The following is an 18,407-nucleotide window of genomic DNA, read 5'->3' as shown; positions in this document are numbered from 1 at the left end:
TTCTTGAGGTGATTTATGTCTGGTCTGATTCTGGAAAACGTCGAGAAACATTACGGCTCGGCCTGCGCGGTAAAGGATGTAAACCTGCATTTGCCGGAAGGCAAACTGGTGTGTTTCCTCGGCCCGTCGGGCTGCGGTAAAACCACCTTGCTGCGGATGATCGCCGGGCTTGAGACCCTGAGCGGCGGCGAAATTCGCCTGGACGGTGAAGACATCGGCCACACCCCGGCGCATCAGCGCAACTTCGGCATGGTGTTCCAGTCCCTGGCGCTGTTCCCGCACATGACGGTGGGGGAGAACATCGCCTATCCGCTGAAACTGCGCGGGGTCAGCAAGGCTGACCAGCAGGCGCGGGTGGTGGAGTTGCTGGAATTGATTCAGCTGAGCGAGATGATTGATCGCCCGGTGGCCAAACTCTCCGGCGGTCAACGCCAGCGCGTGGCGATTGCCCGGGCGATTGCCAACCACCCGAAAATCCTCCTGCTGGATGAACCGCTGTCGGCGCTCGACGCCAAGCTGCGCGAATCGATGCAGGTGGAAATTCGTCAGCTGCAACAGCGCCTGAACATCACCACGATCATGGTGACCCACGACCAGCGTGAAGCCATGACCATGGCCGATATCGTGGTGGTGCTGGGTGAGCATCGGGTGCAGCAGGTGGGGTCGCCGATTGAAATCTACCGGCACCCGGCCAACGAATTTGTCGCCGACTTTATCGGCTCGGGCAACATCTTCCCCGCCACGGCGCTGGGCAACGGCAAGGTCGGGTTGCCGGGGGGCGCCGCGCTGGAAGTGCCGATTTGCAGCAGCATTGTGGTGGGGGAGAAGGTGAAGATGCTGATTCGTCCTGAAGACCTGCAACTGTCGCACCCGCAGGCCACGGCGGGAAATCGGTTGCTCGGTACGGTGACGTTCGTGCGCGATATCGGCGCGACGATTGAAACGACGGTGGAGTGTTCCGGGGTTTCATTTACGGCGCTGAGCACGCCGTGTCAGGGGTTTGGGTTGAGCATTGGCAACCCGGTGTCGGTGACCTTGCCGGCTGAGGCGTGCCGCGTACTCGGCGCCTGACTGACTGGCCCCATCGCGAGCAGGCTCACTCCTACAGTGGGTCGGTGTACACCGGCCTATGTAGGAGTGAGCCTGCTCGCGATAGGGCCGGCAAAACCAGCACAAAAATCAGATCAAACCGACAACCGCAACCGCGCCAGATCCCTTAACGGCGGTGCCCCAAACAACCGGCTATATTCCCGGCTGAATTGCGACGGGCTTTCATACCCCACCCGATACCCCGCCGCCGAAGCCTCCAGCCCTTCGGCCAGCATCAACCGCCGCGCTTCCTGCAAGCGCAGTTGCTTCTGATACTGCAGCGGACTCATCGCTGTCATCGCCTTGAACCGGTGATGCAACGTCGAGACGCTCAGGTTCACTTCCTTCGCCAGATCATCGATGCGCAGCGGTTGCTCATAGTTGCCGTTAAGCCACTTGATCGCCTGGCTGATGCGGTGGCTCTGGCTATTGGCAATCGCAATCTCATACAGCCGATGGCCCTGCTGACTGCGCAACAACCGATAAAGAATCTCCCGGCGAATCAGCGGTGCGAGCATGGCGATGTCTTTCGGGGTATCGAGCAAACGCGCCAGACGCAACACCGCGTCGAGCATCGCCGTATCGATCCGTTCGACATATAAGCCGCGTCCTGTGGGACGGGTCGGTACGCCCAAAGGGCCGGCGTCGGCAATCAGCGCGGTGATTTCAGCCGGATCAATATCCAGTCGCACCGCGAGAATCGGTTCTTGCGACGTGACGTTCACCACCCGCCCGCTCAACGGCATCGAAACCGACACCACCAGGTAATTCAGCGGGTCGTAATTAAAGTATTCGTCGGCCAGCCTGACCTCTTTTCGCCCCTGCGCCATGATGCACAGCGCGGGTTGGGCCAGCACCGGGGCAAATTCATGGGACTTGCAGTGTTTGGACATGAACAGCGAGCCGACGGCAGTGGCATAAGTGCCATCGTCCGTGGTGTTGCGCCGGATGATAGTGGCCAGTTCAGCGCGCTGTTTCTCCATGTCGGCATCCAGCGGGGCTTGAAAGTGATCGAACGACGACATGCCGGGCATCCTCGTTGAGGCGTTGGTAATGAGGCCAGCTTAAGTTTGTGCAAGACAGAGCGGTAGACACATCCTGCCTCAAGCTTGCCTGATTCTGCATCGAGTGGATCAGCGGTGCCTCTATGGCTGCTGCAACTCAGGGAAACTTGCTTGAAAGCCGAGTTTTGTTGGTACGAACGCTTTTACAGGTTGTTACAGGTTTATCGAAACGCCGCGCAGGATTGTGCAACAAGCCGGCAGGAATCGACTAACCGCGCTTCCCCCTGCGCGCTTAACCTTTGATCCTGTCGCAGCCCGTCCCCCGGCTGCCACTCGACTCCCTGGGAGGGTTGAACATGTCTACGCAGATCCCCGTCAGTCACATGGCTTTTGTTCGTGCCCGCGCCGGGCGTTCGGCAGAACTCGGTGCGCGCCTGAGCGCCTTGATCGAGCCGTCCCGCAGCGCGCCGGGTTGCCTGAGTTTTTCCCTGCAGCATTCGCAATGCGATCCGGAGTTGTGGCTTGTGTCCGGTTTCTGGACGAACCAGCAAGCGATGACGGCCTATTTCGGCACCCCGGCGATGGAGATTTTCGCCGAGCTGGTGCAGGAGTTGGTGGTCAACAGCCTGGATTTTCATACCTTCAAGGACGTGTCGGCCGACCAGGCGCGGGGGCAGTCCGGGTCGTGGGTACACAAAATGGCGGGTTGAGGGTTTAATGGCTGCATTCTCAATCAGCCAGGATCCGCGACATGGCACGTAAAGCCTTTGATCATTTCGAAGCTGTTTCCGCTGTAGTACCGGGCGAGGGGGGTTACCACGCCGCGATCGCCGTCAAAGCCATCGGTGGCACCGAAGCGCCACGCTTTCACAAAGTACTTGAAGGGCAAATCTTCAAGACGGCCAATGAGGCTGATCTGGCCGCAGCCAAAGAGCTGACCCGCCTCAAAGACGTCAAAGAAGGCGCCGACCTGCTCTGGTAATCACTTGACCGCCCCCGGGCGCCACATTTTGAACAATGCCTCTGGCCCCAGCTGAAAGTAATCCGCTGGCCCGCCGCCGCGCAGAATCGGTTCTGCCGCGGCGGTGTCGTACACCCCGTCTTTCAACAGCCACTTGGCGATATGCACGGCGACCACTTCGCCCAGAATCAGCCAGCTCGGCACCACGTTCCCGTCCGCCCGCTGCAACTGAATGATCTGCGTGACCTTGCACTCGAAGGACACCGGGCTTTCGGCGACCCGTGGCACTTGAATGACTTTCGAGGCGACCGGGGTCAGGCCAGACAGCTCGAACTCGTTGACCTCGGGCGGGACCATGGCGCAGCTCTGGTTCATCTGCTCGGCCAGTGGCCGGGTGGCCAGGTTCCAGGCGAACTCGCCGGTCTGCTCGATGTTGTTCAGGCTGTCTTTACGGCCGACGCTGGAAAACCCGATGATCGGCGGAATGTAATTGAAGGCGTTGAAGAAGCTGTAAGGCGCCAGGTTCAAGCGGCCGTTGGCGTCCTGTGAGGAAATCCAGCCGATAGGGCGCGGGCCGACGATGGCGTTGAACGGGTCATGCGGCAGGCCGTGGCCGTTGGCGGGTTCGTAGAAGTGGATGTCGTCGGGCATGGCATATATTCCGGGAGGATCGGGAGGCAGTCATGGTGCAAGGACGAACGGATAATTTCCAGCGATGAGATTCAAATATGGGAGCGAGCCTGCTCGCGATAGCGGTGTGTCAGTCAGCCAATGTGCTGCTGATACGCCGCTATCGCGAGCAGGCTCGCTCCCACAGGGTTTTGTGTCGGTTGCAAACAAAAGGGGCAGACCCGTTAAGGTCTGCCCCTGTTTTTATTGCGCGGGCTGACTCAGTCCGTCTCGATCCGCGAATGCTTGCGGGTGTCTTTCATGGTGATGTACACCAGCAACGACACGGCAATACACGCCGTCACGTACCAGTAGTAACCGGTTTCCATGCCGATGCTCTTGAACCACAGCGCGATGTATTCAGCGGTGCCGCCGAAGATCGATACGGTCAGCGCATACGGCAGGCCGACGCCCAGTGCACGGATTTCGGTCGGGAACAGTTCGGCTTTCACCACCGCGTTGATCGAGGTGTAGCCGCTGACGATGATCAGCGCCGCCATGATCAGGAAGAACGCGCCCCACCAGGATTGAATGGTGTGCAGGGTGGTGAGGATCGGCACGGTGAACAGCGTCCCGAGCACGCCGAAGGCGATCAGGATCGGACGACGACCGACCTTATCCGACAAGCCGCCGATGATCGGTTGCAGGCACATGAACAGGAACAGCGTGGCGGCGGAAATGGTGGTGGAGTCGGAGATGCTCATGCCGACGGTGTTCACCAGGTATTTCTGCATGTACGTGGTGTAGGTGTAGAACGCCAGGGTGCCGCCCATGGTCAGGCCGACCACGGTCATCAGTTCCTTGGGGTGGCGCATCAAGGTGCGCATTGCGCTTTCCTTGGCCTTTTCTTTCTTGGTGAACGACTCGGTTTCTTCCATGCCACGACGCAGGTACAGCGCGACCACGGCACACAGCGCGCCGATGGCGAACGGGATGCGCCAGCCCCAGGCGTACAGCTCTTCGGTGGTCAGGACTTGTTGCAGCACGATCAACACCGCCAAGGCGATGAGCTGACCCGAAATCAGGGTCACGTACTGGAAGCTGGAGTAGAAGCCGCGACGATCCTTGGTCGCCATCTCGCTGAGGTAGGTGGCCGAGGTGCCGTACTCGCCACCGACCGACAGGCCTTGCAGCAGGCGGGCGAAAATCAGCAGGATCGGTGCGCCGATGCCGATGGTTTCATAACCGGGGCTCAGGGCAATCAGCAGCGAGCCGAAACACATCAGGTACACCGAAGCCATCAATGCTTTCTTGCGACCGGCCTTGTCGGCGTACAGGCCCATCAGCCAGCCACCGATCGGGCGCATCAGGAAGCCCACGGCGAAGATCGCGGCGGTGTTGAGCAGTTGTGCGGTGGTGTCGCCTTTGGGAAAAAAGGCCTTGGCGAAATACAGGGAGAAGGCAGCGTAGACGTACCAGTCGTACCACTCGACCATGTTGCCGACAGAGCCGCTGAAGATCGACTTGATGCGACTGGCGGTGGTTCTTTCTTTGGCGGGCACGGCAGCCGACCCAAGGGGCAGGGCGTTGGAGTTATCCATTGAAGGATCCTTCGTTTAATTGTTTTTGTGGAGCGCGTTGAAACGCAGCCTGCATGGGCTATAGCAGGAGGTGTGCCAGATCAAGGAGGGCTGGTTTAGAGGGGTTGCGGGGATTGGGTGAGCGGAAATCCGCTTATGCCGGGCTGGGCGTGAGCGGAAAATTGCTTATCAGGCTCGTGGATGTGCGTTGTTTGCATTGGCCTCTTCGCGGGCAAGCCTCGCTCCTACGGTATTTGTGTCGCTCGACAATATTGCAAACGACGCAAACCCTGTAGGAGCGAGGCTTGCCCGCGAAGGGGGCCGTTCAGGCACTACGAGAACATCTCCCGAGTCAGCCCATGCCGCTGCATCTTTTCATTGAAGGTCCGGCGCGGCAGTTGCAGTTCTTCAAGTACCGCTTTCACGTCGCCCTTGTGCCGGGTCAGCGCCGCGCGCAGGCAATGCGCTTCGAACGCTTCGGCCTGCGCCGCCAGCGACTGGCCGGGATCAATGCCGACCGGTTCCGGCTCGCCCTTGCATTGGCCTCTTCGCGGGCAAGCCTCGCTCCTACGGTATTTGTGTCGCTCGACAATATTGCAAACGACGCAAACCCTGTAGGAGCGAGGCTTGCCCGCGAAGGGGGCCGTTCAGGCACTACGAGAACATCTCCCGAGTCAGCCCATGCCGCTGCATCTTTTCATTGAAGGTCCGGCGCGGCAGTTGCAGTTCTTCAAGTACCGCTTTCACGTCGCCCTTGTGCCGGGTCAGCGCCGCGCGCAGGCAATGCGCTTCGAACGCTTCGGCCTGCGCCGCCAGCGACTGGCCGGGATCAATGCCGACCGGTTCCGGCTCGCCCTTGCATTGGCCTCTTCGCGGGCAAGCCTCGCTCCTACGGTATTTGTGTCGCTCGACAATATTGCAAACGACGCAAACCCTGTAGGAGCGAGGCTTGCCCGCGAAGGGGCCCGTTCAGGCACTACGAGAACATCTCCCGAGTCAGCCCATGCCGCTGCATTTTTTCATTGAAGGTCCGGCGCGGCAGTTGCAGTTCTTCAAGTACCGCTTTCACGTCGCCCTTGTGCCGGGTCAGCGCCGCGCGCAGGCAATGCGCTTCGAACGCTTCGGCCTGCGCCGCCAGCGACTGGCCAGGATCGATGCCGACCGGTTCCGGCTCGCCCTTGCATTGGCCTTTTCGCGGGCAAGCCTCGCTCCTACGGTATTTGTGTCGCTCGACAATATTGCAAACGACGCAAACCCTGTAGGAGCGAGGCTTGCCCGCGAAGAGGGCCGTTCAGGCACTACGAGAACATCTCCCGAGTCAGCCCATGCCGCTGCATCTTTTCATTGAAGGTCCGGCGCGGCAGTTGCAGCTCTTCAAGTACCGCTTTCACGTCGCCCTTGTGCCGGGTCAGCGCCGCGCGCAGGCAATGCGCTTCGAACGCTTCGGCCTGCGCCGCCAGCGACTGGCCGGGATCAATGCCGACCGGTTCCGGCTCGCCCAGCCCCAGCACCTGACGTTCGGCCACGTTTGCCAATTCGCGCACATTGCCCGGCCAGTCGTGGCTCAGCAGATGGCTCAACTGCGGGCCACTCAACGGTGGAAACGTGCGGCCCAAACGTTCGGCGGCCTTCTGCGCAAACGATTCGAACAACAACGGAATGTCTTCACGCCGCTCGCGCAAGGGCGGCAGGCGCAACTCAGCGACGTTCAAGCGATACGCCAGGTCCTCGCGAAAACGCCCGGCCCGTGCCTCGTCCAGCAGATCAGGCTTGGTCGCGGCGATGATCCGCAGATCCACGCGAATGCTCTGATTGGAGCCCAGTCGCTCAAGCTTCTGCTCCTGCAACACCCGCAGCAATTTCACCTGCTGGGCCAGGGGCATGCTTTCGATTTCATCGAGAAACAGCGTGCCGCCATCGGCGTATTCAAGCTTGCCGATACGTTTACCCGAGGCGCCGGTGAACGCGCCGCTCTCATGGCCGAACAATTCCGCCTCGAACAGCTGCTCGGGAATCGCCGCGCAATTGAGCGCCACGAACGGTTTGTCCGCGCGCGGCCCGAAGTCGTGCAGGCAGCGGGCGACCAACTCTTTGCCGCTGCCGGTTTCACCACGGATCAACACATTGACCGGCAACGCCGCCAGGTCCAGTACCTGCCGACGCAACGTCTGCAAACCTCGGGACACGCCCAGCAGCGTCGCGTCGAGTTTGGCGCGGTTGTCGGCCAACTCATGCAAGGCGCGGTTTTCCAGCACCAGCCGGCGCTTGTCCAGCGCCCTGCGCAAGCTGCTCAGCAGGGTTTCCGGGCTAAAGGGTTTTTCCAGAAAGTCGTAGGCGCCATCGCGCATGGCGTCGACCGCCATCGGCACATCGCCATGGCCGGTCAGCAGAATCACCGGCAAGTCGGCATCACGACGCTGAACCTCGGCCAGCAGCTCCAGGCCGGTCATGCCGGGCATGCGCACGTCGCTGAGGATCACCCCGGGAAAGTGAGTGGGCAATTGCGCCAGGCACTCATCGGCGCGGCTGAACAGTTGCACCTCGAAACCCGACAGGCTCAGCCATTGCTCGACGGCGCTGCGAATGCTGCTTTCGTCGTCGACCACCATCACGGAATTCAGCATGGACTGTGGGCCTCCAGGTCGATGGGTAAAGTCACGGTGAACACGGCGCCGTTGGCATGATTGTCGGCGCTCAGGCGACCGCCCGATTCGTGCACGATGGCAAACGATACCGCCAAGCCAAGACCCAGGCCATCACCCACCGGTTTGGTGGTGAAGAACGGATCGAACACGTTCGGCAGATGCTCTTCGGCGATGCCGCCGCCATTGTCGGTGACGGTCAGGCGCCAGAGTTGCTCGTCGGCTTCGAGGCGGATTTCCAGGCGTTTGCAGGGTTTGTCCTGCATCGCGTCCAAGGCATTGCGCAGCAGATTGATCAACACCTGTTCCAGACGAATCGCATCACCGCGCACCCACGCCGGACGCGTCAGGTGCAGCACGGTGCTGACCTGCTCATCACGCAGGCGCGCGTCGAGCAATTGCAGCGATTGGTCCACCACCGCTGCCAGGTCCAGACGTTCGCGCAAGCCGCTGGGGCTTTTGCGGGCGAAGGTTTTCAGGTGGCCGGTGAGGGCGGCCATGCGCGTCAGCATGTCGTCCACCGGTTTCAACGCCTTGTAGGCGTCGTCGACCCGACCGTGATCGAGCAGCAGACGCAAGGTCGCCAGTTGCATGCGCTGGGCGGTCAGTGGCTGATTGATTTCATGGGCGAGGGCGGCGGACATCTGGCCGAGGGCCGCGAGTTTGGCCGATTGCACCAGACCGTCCTGAGCGGTGCGCAGGTCGCGGGTGCGCTCTTCGACCAATTGTTCGAGTTCTTCACGGCTGCGCTGGCGCATTTTCGCCAGGCGCCAGCGCTGGTTGAGGAACAGCAACAGAAACACCAGCGCCAGCCACAGCCCGGCAGCGGCGAGTGCGGCATTGCGGCTGTCTTCGAAGGCGACGTGCGGGCGGCGCAGCAGGTGCAGAGTCCAGCCTTCCGTGCTCAGCGGCAGCGATTCCCAGAGGTAATTGGCCGTACCGTCAGGACCGACGACCCGCGCCAGATCGCTGTTGTCGTCAAAGCGCTGCAGCGATTGGTAGTCCAGCGGGGTCAGCGGTTGTTTGTCGTACTGGCGGGTGGCCTTGAGCTCGGCGTGATCGCTGTCGCTCAAGGGTTTCAACGAGCGGTAGCGCCAGCCCGGCTGATTGGCGATGAAGATAATGCCGCGTGCGTCGCTGACCAGCAGCGTGTCGCTGCCCTGACGCCATTCGCGCTCCAGTTCCGGAAACTCAAGCTTCACCACCATCGCGCCGAGGAACTCGCCGGCGTCGCTGGTGACCGCGCTGGACAGGAAATAGCCCGGAATGCCGCTGGTCACCCCCACCGCATAAAAACGCCCGGTGCCCTGGGTGCGGGTCTGGCTGAAGTAGGGGCGGAAACCATAGTTGTGGCCGACGTAACTGCTGGGCAAGCGCCAATTGCTGGCCGCCACGGCGAGGCCGGTGCGGTCGAGCAGTTCCAGGGTCGAGGACTGCGCGGCGCCGTTGATTTTTTCCAGTTTGCGGTTCAACGCGTCCTGTTGTTCCGCCGTGACCTGACCGTTGAGCGCAGCGCGCAACTCCGGGTCCAGCGCCAGCACGGCGGGCAGGGCGCGGTAGCGATCAATCAGGGTGTGCAGGGAATTGGCGTAGAGCGCCAGTTGCTGATTGGCCCGCGCAGCGTCCTCGACCAGCGCTTGGCGTTCGGTGTGACGCAGGGCAATTCCGGCCGCCAGTGCGGCACCGACGAAGATAAGGAGGGTGTATAGAGTTATGCGCAAAGAGCGAGAAGACTCAAGCATGCCGGGGATTACACAAGTGTGCGGAGGGCGCGAACCATATCACGACGGTGTTAAGCATTCCCACGCTGAAATCCACCGCCTTTTGACATAGATATATAAAGCAAATAAAAAAGGCGGCAAGAGCATAGCTCCTGTCGCCTTTTTTTTCGTCGTCGACGCGCTTATTGCACTTCGACCGCCAAGCTTTCACTGATCTTTTTCTGCCAGATGGCAGGACCGGTGATGTGTACCGACTCGCCCTTGCTGTCTACTGCAACAGTCACCGGCATGTCTTTGACGTCGAACTCGTAGATCGCTTCCATGCCCAGTTCGGCGAATGCCACGACACGGGATTTCTTGATCGCTTGCGCCACCAGGTAAGCTGCGCCGCCCACTGCCATCAGGTAAACGGCTTTGTGGTCCTTGATCGCTTCGATCGCGGTCGGGCCGCGCTCGGATTTGCCGATCATGCCCAACAGGCCGGTTTGCTCGAGGATCTGACGGGTGAACTTGTCCATCCGCGTGGCGGTGGTCGGACCGGCAGGGCCCACCACTTCTTCGCGCACCGGATCAACCGGGCCGACGTAGTAGATGAAGCGACCTTTCAGATCGACCGGCAGGGTTTCACCTTTGTTCAGCATCTCGACCATGCGCTTGTGCGCGGCGTCGCGACCGGTGAGCATCTTGCCGTTGAGCAGGACGGTTTCGCCCGGCTTCCAGCTCTGCACGTCTTCCGGGGTCAGGGTGTCGAGGTTGACGCGACGGGCCGACGGGCCGGCTTCCCAGACGATTTCCGGGTAGGCGTCCAGCGGTGGCGCTTCCAGGGTCGCCGGGCCGGAGCCATCCAATACGAAGTGCGCGTGACGGGTGGCGGCGCAGTTCGGGATCATGCACACCGGCAGCGAAGCGGCGTGGGTCGGGTAATCCATGATCTTTACGTCGAGTACGGTGGTCAGGCCACCGAGGCCCTGAGCGCCGATGCCCAGTTGGTTGACCTTCTCGAACAGTTCCAGGCGCATCTCTTCGATGCGATTGGACGGGCCGCGCTTTTTCAGCTCGTGAATGTCGATGGATTCCATCAACACTTCCTTGGCCATGACCGCGGCTTTCTCGGCGGTGCCGCCGATGCCGATGCCGAGCATGCCCGGTGGGCACCAGCCGGCGCCCATTTCCGGAACGGTCTTCAATACCCAGTCGACGATCGAGTCGGACGGGTTGAGCATGGCCATTTTCGACTTGTTCTCGGAGCCGCCGCCCTTCGCTGCCACGTCCACTTCCACGGTGTTACCCGGAACGATGGAGTAGTGGATAACGGCCGGGGTGTTGTCCTTGGTGTTTTTACGAGCGCCCGCCGGGTCGGCGAGGATCGAGGCACGCAGGACGTTTTCCGGCAGGTTGTAAGCCCGGCGCACGCCTTCGTTGATCATGTCGTCCAGGCCCATGGTGGCGCCATCCCAACGCACGTCCATGCCCACGCGGACGAAGACGGTGACGATGCCGGTGTCCTGGCAGATCGGGCGGTGGCCGGTGGCACACATGCGCGAGTTGATCAGGATTTGCGCCATCGAATCACGAGCTGCCGGCGATTCTTCGCGCAGGTAGGCCTCGTGCATCGCCTGGATGAAGTCAACGGGGTGGTAATAGGAAATGAACTGCAGGGCGTCGGCAACGCTCTGAATCAGGTCGTCTTGCTTGATCACGGTCATGAGTCGCGCTCCTCTAAAAGACGGGAACATTCAATAGCTCTTCGAGCCAGCTTCAAGCTTTGAGCTACAAGCGGCAAGTAAGAGCAGTGTGTGTACTGCTTTGAGCTTGCTGCTTGGAGCTTGCAACTTGAAGCTGGCTCGAAGAGTCAGGGCACGCCGGGGCTGCTGGCGCGACGCTAAAAAGGCGCGGCAGTATACCGCGCCTCGGTTCCGGGCACACCCGCCGAAAGTCAATCTTGCGGCAGGCGGATTTATCTGCGGTGTGGGGATTTAGCGAAACGTCGCCCCGCCCCGTTGGGTGGCGAAGCCGCCCCCGATAGCTACACCTCGGTGAGACAGGTATACCCCGTGTGTCGGATGGGCGACTGCTTCGCAGTCGAACGGGGATAAATCCCCTCGCCACAGGCAAGCTCCCTCACCGCAGGTTTTGTGTCATTCAGGGACATGCTTTTGACGCCAGTTTTCTGCCCCGAAAATTGAATGGTCATTTATCAGACACCCCACTAAAGTGGCATTCGGTCTGTAGAGTAGGACACTCGATCAGCCTCCTTTCGCACGGTGAGTCAACGATTGACCCATAACGCCATCCAACGGCTTTTGCTCAAACGCTTCGCCCTCGCAGCCGGCACCTACGCCCTGGCTTTGGTATTGCTGTGGATGGCGTTTTTCACCGGGCATTACGATGAGCCGCTGACCAGCGTGGCCATCGGCAGCGCGCTGGTGGTGATCACCCAGGGGACGTTGTTCGCGGTGTTTTACAGCGGCTGCAACCTGCGCTTTTCCGACCCGAGCCTGACCGAAGCACAAGTATTGATGGGCCTGGGGTGGCAGACATGGCTGGTTGCCAATCTGGATGAGGCGCGCGGCGCGTTCCTGGTGTTCTACCTGCTGATCATGTTGTTCGGGCTGTTCCATCTTTCGCGCCGTGCGTTTGTGCGCTGTGCCCTGTTGGTGTTTTTCAGTTTCAGTGCGATCACGCTATGGGAGGGCTACCACTTCCAGTTGCACGACCCGGCGCTGGCCGCGTTGCAGGTGTGCGTGCTGTTTATCGTGTTGGTGTGGCTGGAGCTTTATGCCCGTTACGTCCAGGCCTCGCGTCAACGTATGCGCCAACGACGGTTTGCCTTGCAGGCGCACCAGGACACCCTGCGCGGGATGATGCGCCAGCTCGAAGACCTGGTCGCCACCGACGAACTGACCGGGCTGTTCAACCGCCGGCATTTCCTGCGCCTGGCTTCCCGCGAGCTGAACGCGATGGAGGCGGGCGTGGTGCATGGCCTGGCGTTGATCGACCTCGACCACTTCAAACGCATCAATGACGTTCATGGTCACGCTGCTGGCGACCAGGTGCTGCAAGCCTTTGCCGGCGTGGCCACCGCCTGCCTGCGAGAGGGCGATGTGTTGGCCCGTTATGGTGGCGAAGAGTTCGTGGTGTTGCTGCCCGACTGCAACGCCGAACGCCTGACCTCTTGTTGCGAGCGGCTGCGCATCGCCTTTACCGATGTCGAGTTGATCGGACTCAACGTCGCCCACCTCAGTTTGTCCGCCGGCATGACGTTGCTGGAGTTGGGCGATGACCTCGACGACGCCTTGCAGCGCGCCGACCAGGCGCTTTACCGCGCCAAGCGTGACGGGCGCAATCGCTGCGCGGCGGCGTGGGAGAACGTCGATGCCTGAGTTGCGCGTCGGCGAGCGCCATTGGTCCGTGGCCCCGGGCAGCAACCTGCTCGATGCCCTGAATCAGAACGGCGTGGCCGTGCCCTACAGTTGTCGCGCCGGCAGTTGCCATGCGTGCCTGGTGCAATGTGTTCAAGGCTTGCCCAGCGACAGTCGTCCCGATGCCTTGAGCGCTGAACAGCGTCAGCAAGGTTGGCGTCTGGCGTGTCAGTGCCAGGTGGTCGAGGACTTGCAGGTGCATGCCTTCGATCCACACGTCGACGGCCGTCCCGCGCAAGTCGCCGCCGTTGATTGGTTGAGCGCCAGCGTATTGCGGTTGCGCCTGACCACCGAGCGACCGTTACGCTACAGCGCCGGGCAGCATCTGGTGTTGTGGGCGGGCAACGTGGCACGGCCCTACTCCTTGGCGAGCCTGCCGGAAGAGGACCGCTTTTTGGAGTTCCACCTCGATTGTCGACAGCGGGGTGAATTCAGCGACGCGGCCCGTCAGCTGAAAATCGGCGACCCGATCCGCCTCGGCGAACTGCGTGGCGGAGCGTTGCAATATGACCCGGACTGGAGCACTCGACCGCTGTGGCTGATGGCTGCCGGTACGGGACTGGGGCCGTTGTTCGGTGTGTTGCGCGAAGCGTTGCGTCAGGATCACCAAGGCGCCATACGCGTCATTCACCTCGCCCATGACGCCAGCGAGCATTACCTGGCCAAGCCCCTGCAAGCCATGGCCGATGTGCGTGAAAACCTCCGCATTGAATGCTGGACCCCGGCCGAGTTGCCGCAGGCGTTGGCGCAACTGCGGCTTGTTTCCCGGCAAACCCTGGCCTTAGTCTGCGGAGCCCCCGACAGTGTCGACGCCTTTGCTCGGCGTTTGTACCTGGCCGGACTGCCGCGCAACCAACTGCTGGCGGATGTCTTTGTTCCCCGTGGTTGAGCGCTGATCGTTTAACGACGCGAGACTCGCCATGACCGATGCCATCCAGCTTGAACGCGAACGCGGCCTGCTGACCCTGCGCCTGAACCGCCCCGACAAGAAAAACGCCCTGACCCGCGCCATGTACAGCCACTTGGCCGACGCGCTGAAACAGGCCGACACCGACCCCGACATCAACGCCGTGCTGATCACCGGCAGCGCCGAGTGCTTCACTGCCGGCAACGACATCGCCGATTTCATCCAGCAACCGCCGAGCAACCTCGACAGCCCGGTGTTCCACTTCATGCTCAACTTGCTGGAATGCCGCAAACCGGTGATCGCCGCCGTGGCGGGCGCGGCGGTGGGGATCGGCACGACGCTGTTGCTGCATTGCGATCTGGTGTACGTCAGCCGTGATGCGCGGTTGCGCATGCCGTTCGTGAACCTCGGGTTGTGCCCGGAGTTTGGTTCGAGCCTGATCCTGCCGCGATTGCTCGGGCATGCCAAAGCAGCGGAGCTGTTGCTGTTGGGTGAAGGGTTTAGCGGTGAGCAGGCTGCGGCGTGGGGCATTGCCACCGAAGCGTTGGGCAGTGGCGAAGCGGCGTTGGCCAAGGCGCGGGAGATGGCGTTGCGGTTTGAGTCATTGCCACCGGAAGCGGTGCGGATCAGCAAGCAATTGATGAAAGCGCCGGACCGGGAGCAGCTGCGCACAGTGATCGAAGAAGAGGGCGCGTTGTTCACCCAAAGGTTGCGTTCGCCGGAAGCGTTGGCGGCATTGTCGGCTTTTATCAGCCGACACTGACATCGATCGTTCCCACGCAGTTCGTGGGAGCGATCAACAAAAAGCCCCGCCATTCACATGGCGGGGCTTTTGCTTTTCAGCAGCCGATCACTCAGACCATCGGATCGCCAACGTGCAGGATTTTCATCCCGTTGGTGCCACCGATGGTGTGGTAGCTGTCGCCCTTGGTCAGGATGACCCAGTCGCCTTTCTCGACAACGCCGCGCTTGAGCAACTCGTCGATCGCGGCCTGGCTGACTTGCTCAGGCGGCAGCGATGCCGGGTCGAACGGAACGGTGTAGACGCCACGGAACATCGCCGCGCGGGCCTGGGTTTCGCGGTGCGGGGAGAACGCGTAGATCGGCACCGAAGAACGGATGCGCGACATGATCAACGGCGTGTAGCCACTTTCGGTCAGGGCGATGATCGCCTTCACGCCCGGGAAGTGGTTGGCGGTGTACATGGCCGCCAGGGCGATGGACTGGTCGCAGCTTTCGAACACTTTGCCGATGCGGTGGCTGGAGGTCTTGCTGGTCGGATGCTTTTCCGCGCCGATGCAGATGCGCGCCATCGCTTGCACGGCTTCCAGCGGGTACAGGCCGGCAGCACTTTCCGCCGAGAGCATCACGGCGTCGGTGTAGTCGAGCACGGCGTTGGCTACGTCGGACACTTCGGCGCGGGTCGGCATCGGGTTCTGGATCATCGACTCCATCATCTGGGTCGCCACGATCACAGCCTTGTTGTGGCGGCGTGCGTGCAGAATGATCTTCTTCTGAATGCCCACCAGCTCGGCGTCGCCGATTTCCACACCCAAATCACCACGGGCAACCATGACCGCGTCGGACGCCTGGATCAGCGCGTCGAGGGTTTCGTCGTCGGCCACGGCTTCGGCGCGTTCGATCTTCGCCACCAGCCAGGCAGTACCGCCGGCCTCGTCGCGCAGTTGACGGGCGTATTCCATGTCGGCAGCGTCGCGCGGGAAGGACACGGCGAGGTAGTCCACTTCCATCTCGGCGGCGAGCTTTATGTCGGCCTTGTCTTTCTCGGTCAGCGCCGGCGCCGTCAGGCCACCGCCGCGACGGTTGATGCCTTTATGGTCGGACAGCGGGCCGCCGATCAGTACGGTGCAGTTCAGTTCGGTGGCGGTGGCGGTATCGACGCGCATCACCACGCGGCCGTCGTCGAGCAGCAGCTCGTCGCCCACGCCGCAATCCTTGACCAGATCCGGGTAGTCGATGCCGACCACTTGCTGGTTGCCTTCGGTCAGAGGATGGCTGGTGGAGAAGGTGAATTGATCACCGATCTTCAGCTCGATCTTCTTGTTGGCGAATTTGGCGATCCGGATTTTCGGGCCTTGCAGGTCACCCAGCAGGGCCACGAAACGACCATGCTTGGCCGCGAGGTCACGCACCAGCTTCGCGCGAGCCTTGTGCTCGTCGGGGGTGCCGTGGGAGAAGTTCAGGCGGGCGACGTCCAGGCCAGCCAGAATCAGCTGTTCGAGAACTTCCGGCGAGTTACTGGCCGGGCCAAGGGTAGCGACGATTTTGGTACGACGGACGGACATGCAAAGACTCCTGAGTTCAAGCGCTGAGTGAGGCTACTATGGTCAGCGGGTGTAGTCATTGTTCGTTTGCACTACTTTTTCGTTTGTTTCTTTAACCGAACATTCCTGAAGATTTCTGCTCACGGGTCGATACAGAGCTCAAGACAGGAGATCCCCCATGCGATTCGTGCTCATTGCCGCCCTTGCCCTCAGTGTGACGGGTTGCGCCCGTTGGTCCATGAACCATCATTTGAATAATGCCTACAGCGCTTACGATCGCGGCAATTGCGAGCAGGTGATGCTCGAATTGTCCAAAGTCGAACGCTCCAGCCGTGCGCGGCCTTATGTGTGGCCGGAAGTGTCGATGATGCGTGGCCAGTGCCTGGAACGGCAGAAGCTGTTCATCGATGCGGCGCAGACTTATCAGTTCATCATGGCGTCCTACCCGCAAAGCGAATACGCCTACCGCGCCCGCGCCCGTCTGGAAACCTTGCAGAGCCTGGGCCATTACCCGACTCGCAGCGCCGCAGCGGTCGTGCGCCCGACGCGGTTCTGATTGCCGTTGTCGTGCAAAGGCTGGCCGCCCGGCGGTGGTGAGCTATAGTCGAATGGATCGGTTTTAGAGCCATGTCTCTAGACCGAGGTCATACCTGTGACCGGCAGCCGTAAGCGTCAGCGGATTCATGGACTGACGCACCGGGAACGGGGAGAGCGCGCCAGGCTTTTTCAACAAAAGCAAAAACGGCACGTTCCGAAGCATTAGTGCGGCCCTGCTTAAGGGCCTTGCTGGGCCAACTGCGCATGTTTACCGACCGCCGGATCGAGCGGCATCAACTGCCGTATTTTCTGAAAGTATTCAACAGTGTCACCGACAAACCCATCGGCTTTCTGGGCAATGTGTCCGCCGACGGGCTGATGCTCATCAGTCAGTTGCCCATGATGGTGGGCGTCGACTTTGACCTGCGTTTGAAAATCCCCGCCAGCGACGGCTGCCAGCAGGTCATTGACCTGACGGCGTGTTGTTTGTGGTGCCATGAAGACGAAACCCCCCACCATTACGACGCCGGGTTCAGCCTGCAACGGGCACCGCCGGAGTATGGGCAATTGGTGGAGGCGTTGACGCAGTACTTCAGTTTTCAGCCGATGCCGGCGTCTGCCTGAGTGTTGTGATGCATCGGCAATGGCCATCGCGAGCAGGCTCGCTCCCACAGGGGTATCGGCTGTCCACACATATTGTGGTCCCCGAAAATCCTCTGTAGGAGCGAGCCTGCTCGCGATGACGTCAGCTCAGGCGCCTGATAATCAAGCTCAGGTCGTCTTGATCGCCTTTTCGTTATCCAGCGAGCGTTCCACCAGCATCAACCCCAACTCACTCATCCGGTAAATCGCCATCGCCAGATGCCGCGGCTTGTCGTCCAGACTTTCCGCCAGGTCGAGTAGCAGAATGCTGACCGTCGAGAATGTTTCGTAGGTCTCGATGGTCAAGGCTTCGGGGTTGGCATCAGGGACAACGGTGAACATCTTCATGGCGCGTTCCTCGGTGGTGCGTTCGTTAGCAAAGCACGATTTGGTTTTTTTTTGAGCGAGATGGTGGTTCAGCGCTTTTTGGGCGGCGGTATGAAGTTTTTTTGGATCGAAAGTGGCATAGGCTGAGCACGTAGGCTCGGAAGGGGCAGGTGTAGCCTTCGACATGGGGTTAACTCCTTATTGGATCGCTGATAAGTAGCGATAGGAGAACCTTAATCGGGGTGACTCTCGCCCGAAGTCAGTCGGGGGCACCGCAGGTTGTAGGCAGAAGCAACTGATTATGTAGCCGTTGTACGGCTTCTTGTATATACGTGTAGGACCAGGGTGAATGCAGGCTTGGCCAATGGTCATGACCATTGGCCACAGCAAAGCGAGTCTCTCCACTCCGTCACTCTTCGCTTCGGGTAAAGGGACTATAAAGCGGGGATACCTATTCTCCTTTGAAGTCAGTTGACACAGAGAGAAGAGCCAACGAGATAAACTCTTGATTTTGATCCAGCGTTTCTAGTGCATCTCTTATGTGGCCAGCGACATCGCTCGCACCTTGCTTCTCAGCCCAGATAGTGAGCTCATCCATAGCCGCACCCAACGCTAGTTGGTTCTGGTTGATCTTGATTAGCACTGACGCGAATAGATATTTATCGTCCATGATTTATTCCT

17 protein-coding genes and 3 pseudogenes are annotated in these 18,407 nt (G+C 60.7%); 8 read left to right on the top strand and 12 right to left on the bottom strand.

Features of this window, described 5'->3' with window-relative positions; translation table 11 throughout:
* The first annotated feature begins 15 nt into the window (after positions 1–15).
* Entirely contained in the window at positions 16–1,071 is a 1,056-nt protein-coding gene (locus JIO00_RS22925) for an ABC transporter ATP-binding protein (protein WP_010457573.1), read from the top strand.
* Positions 1,072–1,184: 113 nt separating this feature from the next.
* Here the strand turns inward: JIO00_RS22925 and JIO00_RS22920 are convergent, their stop codons facing one another.
* On the bottom strand, positions 1,185–2,114 hold the full coding sequence (locus JIO00_RS22920) for an AraC family transcriptional regulator (protein WP_010457570.1): 930 nt from the start codon (positions 2,112–2,114) through the stop codon (positions 1,185–1,187).
* 335 nt (positions 2,115–2,449) lie between these two features.
* Between JIO00_RS22920 and JIO00_RS22915 the strand changes: the two genes are divergently transcribed.
* Both JIO00_RS22915 and JIO00_RS22910 read left to right on the top strand, forming a co-directional pair.
* A complete protein-coding gene (locus JIO00_RS22915; RefSeq protein ID WP_077750448.1) occupies positions 2,450–2,803 on the top strand; it encodes a putative quinol monooxygenase in 354 nt (117 codons plus the stop codon).
* 41 nt (positions 2,804–2,844) lie between these two features.
* The gene (locus JIO00_RS22910) at positions 2,845–3,075 is read left to right on the top strand and encodes a hypothetical protein (protein WP_200666893.1); all 231 of its coding nucleotides are present in this window, start codon (positions 2,845–2,847) and stop codon (positions 3,073–3,075) included.
* On the opposite strand, the gene JIO00_RS22905 is transcribed toward JIO00_RS22910, so the two are convergent.
* The 8 genes and pseudogenes from JIO00_RS22905 to JIO00_RS22870 form a co-directional block, all read right to left on the bottom strand.
* Positions 3,076–3,705 (bottom strand): flavin reductase family protein, encoded by a 630-nt coding sequence (locus JIO00_RS22905; protein WP_010457564.1) that lies wholly within the window; start codon positions 3,703–3,705, stop codon positions 3,076–3,078.
* 239 nt (positions 3,706–3,944) lie between these two features.
* Entirely contained in the window at positions 3,945–5,264 is a 1,320-nt protein-coding gene (locus JIO00_RS22900) for an MFS transporter (RefSeq protein ID WP_010457563.1), read from the bottom strand.
* A gap of 311 nt (positions 5,265–5,575) precedes the next feature.
* Positions 5,576–5,776: pseudogene (locus tag JIO00_RS22895) on the bottom strand (helix-turn-helix domain-containing protein); the annotation flags it as partial.
* A 121-nt stretch (positions 5,777–5,897) separates the two neighbouring features.
* Positions 5,898–6,098 (bottom strand): annotated as a pseudogene (locus JIO00_RS22890) (helix-turn-helix domain-containing protein); the annotation flags it as partial.
* A gap of 121 nt (positions 6,099–6,219) precedes the next feature.
* Positions 6,220–6,420: pseudogene (locus JIO00_RS22885) on the bottom strand (helix-turn-helix domain-containing protein); the annotation flags it as partial.
* Positions 6,421–6,541: 121 nt separating this feature from the next.
* A complete protein-coding gene (locus JIO00_RS22880; RefSeq protein ID WP_200666891.1) occupies positions 6,542–7,867 on the bottom strand; it encodes a sigma-54-dependent transcriptional regulator in 1,326 nt (441 codons plus the stop codon).
* Positions 7,861–9,627 (bottom strand): sensor histidine kinase, encoded by a 1,767-nt coding sequence (locus JIO00_RS22875; RefSeq protein ID WP_083375878.1) that lies wholly within the window; start codon positions 9,625–9,627, stop codon positions 7,861–7,863. Before JIO00_RS22875 ends, JIO00_RS22880 begins: the two co-directional genes overlap by 7 nt.
* 161 nt (positions 9,628–9,788) lie before the next feature.
* A complete protein-coding gene (locus JIO00_RS22870; protein WP_010457560.1) occupies positions 9,789–11,312 on the bottom strand; it encodes a fumarate hydratase in 1,524 nt (507 codons plus the stop codon).
* A gap of 570 nt (positions 11,313–11,882) precedes the next feature.
* Here JIO00_RS22870 and JIO00_RS22865 point away from each other — a divergent pair.
* Genes JIO00_RS22865 through JIO00_RS22855 form a run of 3 tightly spaced genes read left to right on the top strand, consistent with a single transcriptional unit; the run spans position 11,883 to position 14,698 of the window.
* On the top strand, positions 11,883–12,989 hold the full coding sequence (locus tag JIO00_RS22865; protein WP_010457559.1) for a GGDEF domain-containing protein: 1,107 nt from the start codon (positions 11,883–11,885) through the stop codon (positions 12,987–12,989).
* Positions 12,982–13,917, top strand: a complete 936-nt coding sequence (locus JIO00_RS22860; RefSeq protein WP_200666889.1) for an iron-sulfur-binding ferredoxin reductase — start codon at positions 12,982–12,984, stop codon at positions 13,915–13,917. The genes JIO00_RS22865 and JIO00_RS22860 overlap by 8 nt, the downstream gene beginning before the upstream one ends.
* Positions 13,918–13,948: 31 nt before the next feature.
* A complete protein-coding gene (locus JIO00_RS22855) occupies positions 13,949–14,698 on the top strand; it encodes an enoyl-CoA hydratase-related protein (RefSeq protein ID WP_200666887.1) in 750 nt (249 codons plus the stop codon).
* Between the two features lie 91 nt (positions 14,699–14,789).
* On the opposite strand, the gene pyk is transcribed toward JIO00_RS22855, so the two are convergent.
* Positions 14,790–16,241, bottom strand: coding sequence for a pyruvate kinase (gene pyk / locus JIO00_RS22850; RefSeq protein ID WP_154501472.1), 1,452 nt, complete (start codon positions 16,239–16,241; stop codon positions 14,790–14,792).
* A gap of 157 nt (positions 16,242–16,398) precedes the next feature.
* Here pyk and JIO00_RS22845 point away from each other — a divergent pair, with 157 nt between their 5' ends.
* Both JIO00_RS22845 and JIO00_RS22840 read left to right on the top strand, forming a co-directional pair.
* Positions 16,399–16,776: a tetratricopeptide repeat protein gene (locus tag JIO00_RS22845; RefSeq protein WP_077748721.1), complete on the top strand. Its 378-nt coding sequence runs from the start codon at positions 16,399–16,401 to the stop codon at positions 16,774–16,776.
* Between the two features lie 245 nt (positions 16,777–17,021).
* Positions 17,022–17,381: a PilZ domain-containing protein gene (locus JIO00_RS22840; RefSeq protein WP_010457554.1), complete on the top strand. Its 360-nt coding sequence runs from the start codon at positions 17,022–17,024 to the stop codon at positions 17,379–17,381.
* 147 nt (positions 17,382–17,528) lie between these two features.
* Here JIO00_RS22840 and JIO00_RS22835 read toward each other — a convergent pair whose 3' ends face one another.
* Together JIO00_RS22835 and JIO00_RS22830 are read right to left on the bottom strand one after the other, a co-directional pair.
* The gene (locus JIO00_RS22835; RefSeq protein ID WP_010457553.1) at positions 17,529–17,912 is read right to left on the bottom strand and encodes a DUF6124 family protein; all 384 of its coding nucleotides are present in this window, start codon (positions 17,910–17,912) and stop codon (positions 17,529–17,531) included.
* 265 nt (positions 17,913–18,177) lie between these two features.
* On the bottom strand, positions 18,178–18,396 hold the full coding sequence (locus tag JIO00_RS22830) for a hypothetical protein (protein WP_010457552.1): 219 nt from the start codon (positions 18,394–18,396) through the stop codon (positions 18,178–18,180).
* Positions 18,397–18,407: the final 11 nt, after the last annotated feature.

It is taken from the genome of Pseudomonas sp. SW-3 (genome assembly GCF_016615645.1).
Classification (GTDB): domain Bacteria; phylum Pseudomonadota; class Gammaproteobacteria; order Pseudomonadales; family Pseudomonadaceae; genus Aquipseudomonas; species Aquipseudomonas mandelii.
The sequence above is the reverse complement of the archived record's forward strand: the minus strand, read 5'-3'. Positions and strand labels throughout refer to the sequence as shown.

Excerpts from the sequence above, each read along its gene's own strand:
- JIO00_RS22925 (WP_010457573.1), top strand. The coding sequence starts at position 16 with ATGTCTGGTCTGATTCTGGAAAACGTCGAGAAACATTACGGCTCGGCC.
- JIO00_RS22920 (WP_010457570.1), bottom strand. The coding sequence starts at position 2,114 with ATGTCGTCGTTCGATCACTTTCAAGCCCCGCTGGATGCCGACATGGAG.
- JIO00_RS22915 (WP_077750448.1), top strand. The coding sequence starts at position 2,450 with ATGTCTACGCAGATCCCCGTCAGTCACATGGCTTTTGTTCGTGCCCGC.
- JIO00_RS22910 (WP_200666893.1), top strand. The coding sequence starts at position 2,845 with ATGGCACGTAAAGCCTTTGATCATTTCGAAGCTGTTTCCGCTGTAGTA.
- JIO00_RS22905 (WP_010457564.1), bottom strand. The coding sequence starts at position 3,705 with ATGCCCGACGACATCCACTTCTACGAACCCGCCAACGGCCACGGCCTG.
- JIO00_RS22900 (WP_010457563.1), bottom strand. The coding sequence starts at position 5,264 with ATGGATAACTCCAACGCCCTGCCCCTTGGGTCGGCTGCCGTGCCCGCC.
- JIO00_RS22880 (WP_200666891.1), bottom strand. The coding sequence starts at position 7,867 with ATGCTGAATTCCGTGATGGTGGTCGACGACGAAAGCAGCATTCGCAGC.
- JIO00_RS22875 (WP_083375878.1), bottom strand. The coding sequence starts at position 9,627 with ATGCTTGAGTCTTCTCGCTCTTTGCGCATAACTCTATACACCCTCCTT.
- JIO00_RS22870 (WP_010457560.1), bottom strand. The coding sequence starts at position 11,312 with ATGACCGTGATCAAGCAAGACGACCTGATTCAGAGCGTTGCCGACGCC.
- JIO00_RS22860 (WP_200666889.1), top strand. The coding sequence starts at position 12,982 with ATGCCTGAGTTGCGCGTCGGCGAGCGCCATTGGTCCGTGGCCCCGGGC.
- JIO00_RS22855 (WP_200666887.1), top strand. The coding sequence starts at position 13,949 with ATGACCGATGCCATCCAGCTTGAACGCGAACGCGGCCTGCTGACCCTG.
- pyk (WP_154501472.1), bottom strand. The coding sequence starts at position 16,241 with ATGTCCGTCCGTCGTACCAAAATCGTCGCTACCCTTGGCCCGGCCAGT.
- JIO00_RS22845 (WP_077748721.1), top strand. The coding sequence starts at position 16,399 with ATGCGATTCGTGCTCATTGCCGCCCTTGCCCTCAGTGTGACGGGTTGC.
- JIO00_RS22840 (WP_010457554.1), top strand. The coding sequence starts at position 17,022 with ATGTTTACCGACCGCCGGATCGAGCGGCATCAACTGCCGTATTTTCTG.
- JIO00_RS22835 (WP_010457553.1), bottom strand. The coding sequence starts at position 17,912 with ATGTCGAAGGCTACACCTGCCCCTTCCGAGCCTACGTGCTCAGCCTAT.
- JIO00_RS22830 (WP_010457552.1), bottom strand. The coding sequence starts at position 18,396 with ATGGACGATAAATATCTATTCGCGTCAGTGCTAATCAAGATCAACCAG.